This window comes from Bacillus sp. JJ864, from assembly GCF_036963045.1.
Lineage (GTDB): Bacteria > Bacillota > Bacilli > Bacillales > Bacillaceae_G > Bacillus_A > Bacillus_A pseudomycoides_C.
On record NZ_JBALLY010000260.1, the window covers coordinates 1 to 1,934 of the forward strand.

Consider the following 1,934-nt stretch of genomic DNA (forward strand, 5'->3'; position numbering starts at 1 on the left):
ATTCAATACGTTATAATGATCATTAGGTGCTGTGGTCACCAAATATTTCCAAAGATGGAGGTTGGAGGTATGTCTTCAAATAACGAAATGAATCGTAATACATTGCCTGAGATCCAATTAACTTCAGCTGCTTTTAAACATGAAGCATATGACATTTATGCGCTGGGCGTCAGAATCATTTATATTACATAGTCAAAATATTCAACCGAAAAATGAGGTGATTATTTCCTTGGCCTCTGCGAACCGTGATGAAAAGATATTTCCAAATGCTCATATATTTGATATTACAAGAAAAAATAACCGTCATATTGCTTTTGGCCATGGCAGTCATTTCTGTCTTGGTGCACCGCTAGCTCGTTTAGAAGCGAAAATTGCAATTCCTACTTTATTACATCGTATGCCAGGTCTTAAATTAAAAGGAAGAAGAGAAGACATAAAATGGAGTGGTAATTATTTAATGCGCTCTGTAGAAGAATTACCATTATCTTTCTAAGTGAACGGATAAGAAACAGTATGACACCTCTCAAAGCTGTTCATACTAGATAATAAAGGAGGTGTCATACGATGGCTCAAGATGTTCTTTGTGAAGTAAACAACTGCAAATATTGGGGAAATGGAAATAAGTGCAATGCTGAATCCATTTATGTGATAAGTCATACAGGGAAAGAAGCATCTGATAGTAAAGAAACAGATTGCAAAACATTTATACCAGAAGTTTAAGTTTCTAAGGGTAGCCACAATGCAGGTTACCCTTGTCTTATGTATATTATTGATAATAACAATCATTTTCATACTTTTTATATGTAAAGAATATAAAAATTTTTGCATAATACATGTTTTCGCTTGACCTGAAATGCGTTTCATACATTATAACTATGATGTTGCATATGAGAACGATATCATTTATTGCATATATAGAAACGAAAGTAGGGAATAGTAATGAAACTTATTGCAATTGATTTAGACGGCACTCTTCTTACATCAAAGAAGGTAATTAGTGAGGAAAATGCGGCAGCTATTAAAGAGTGTCAAGAAAAAGGACATGTCGTTGCGATTTGTACAGGACGCTCTATGACAGATGTTCAAAAACTTCTTCATGAAGCCAATTTAAAATGTCCAATCATTGCAGAAAACGGTGCGATTTTGTATTTAGATAATGAAATGTTACAACGATATCCGATTGCAAATGAACATGCAGAAGAAATCGTTGAGTATTTAGAAGAAAAAAATATATTTTATCAATTGTATACAGATCAAGGGGTATATATCCCAGAATATGGAGAAAAAACGATTCAACTTGAGATGAATTTAATCATAAATTCTGATCTACACACTGATGAAGAAGAACTGAAACAAATAGCATCATTATATTTACAGCATACTGAAACGAAACCAATCGAAAGCTGCAAATCGCTATTTTCAGCGCCAATTCACATTCATAAAATTCTCCCATTCTCGTATCAAAGGGAAAAATTAAAGGTATTAAAAATGCAATTTATAAATAACGAGGAGCTATCGATTACGGCATCTTACTGGCACAACCTTGAAATAAATCATATTCATGCTCAAAAAGGGAACGGATTATATACACTAGCAAATCATTTAGGAATATTAAAAGAACATACCGTCGCAATTGGTGATGGTTTAAATGATATGTCTATGATGGAAAAGGCAAATATATCAATTGCAATGGGAAATGCAGTGGAAGAGATTCAAGCAATTTGTCGCTACAAAACACTTACAAATGATGATCACGGTGTTGCTCATGCCCTTCGCCGTTATGTAATTGGCTGAAGTTATTTTGCTAGTTAGACCGCGGTCGAAAAATGATGAAAGTATCAAAAATGCTCTTATTAATCCAATTACTTAAATTTCACACTAGTTACACACGCAAAAAAGGACAAATATCGACAAAATTTGTCCTTTTTTGCGTG

General features: G+C 33.7%; 2 protein-coding genes and 1 pseudogene. All 3 read left to right on the forward strand.

The genetic code is table 11. The annotated features are described in order from the left end of the window. Nucleotides 1–148: 148 nt before the first annotated feature. Nucleotides 149–493: pseudogene (locus V7024_RS24235) on the forward strand (cytochrome P450); the annotation flags it as partial. Nucleotides 494–564: 71 nt separating this feature from the next. After that, entirely contained in the window at nucleotides 565–720 is a 156-nt protein-coding gene (locus V7024_RS24240) for a DUF1540 domain-containing protein (RefSeq protein ID WP_090996296.1), read from the forward strand. Nucleotides 721–939: 219 nt separating this feature from the next. Further along, nucleotides 940–1,794 (forward strand): Cof-type HAD-IIB family hydrolase, encoded by an 855-nt coding sequence (locus V7024_RS24245; protein WP_335524628.1) that lies wholly within the window; start codon nucleotides 940–942, stop codon nucleotides 1,792–1,794. The last annotated feature ends 140 nt before the right edge of the window (nucleotides 1,795–1,934 follow it).

Coding starts and splice junctions, on each gene's coding strand:
- V7024_RS24245 (WP_335524628.1), top strand. CDS start 940: ATGAAACTTATTGCAATTGATTTAGACGGCACTCTTCTTACATCAAAG.
- V7024_RS24240 (WP_090996296.1), top strand. CDS start 565: ATGGCTCAAGATGTTCTTTGTGAAGTAAACAACTGCAAATATTGGGGA.